At 42.4% G+C, this 231-nt stretch carries 1 pseudogene; it reads left to right on the top strand.

Annotation, left to right across the window (positions count from 1 at the left end):
* A pseudogene (locus SB660_RS24210) lies at positions 1–231 on the top strand (UDP-N-acetylmuramate--L-alanine ligase); the annotation flags it as partial.

Below are 231 nucleotides of genomic sequence, written 5' to 3'. Positions count from 1 at the left end.
ACGCAATACGTTTTATGATACCTTCTACATTCCTGCCTATGGAAACCATAATGTCCTTAGTTCATTAGCAGTCATTGCATTATGACACTATGAAGCCATTGATGTAGAGCTCATCAAAGGGGCACTAACGACATTCGGCGGAGTCAAACGCCGCTTTAATGAAAAAGTAGTCGGTGAGCAGGTATTAATTGACGACTATGCCCATCACCCAACGGAGATTGAAGTCACAAT

The sequence above is a fragment of the Bacillus sp. SIMBA_005 genome, assembly GCF_046535585.1.
Taxonomy (GTDB): Bacteria; Bacillota; Bacilli; order Bacillales; family Bacillaceae; genus Bacillus; species Bacillus pumilus.
The sequence above is the reverse complement of the archived record's forward strand: the minus strand, read 5'-3'. Positions and strand labels throughout refer to the sequence as shown.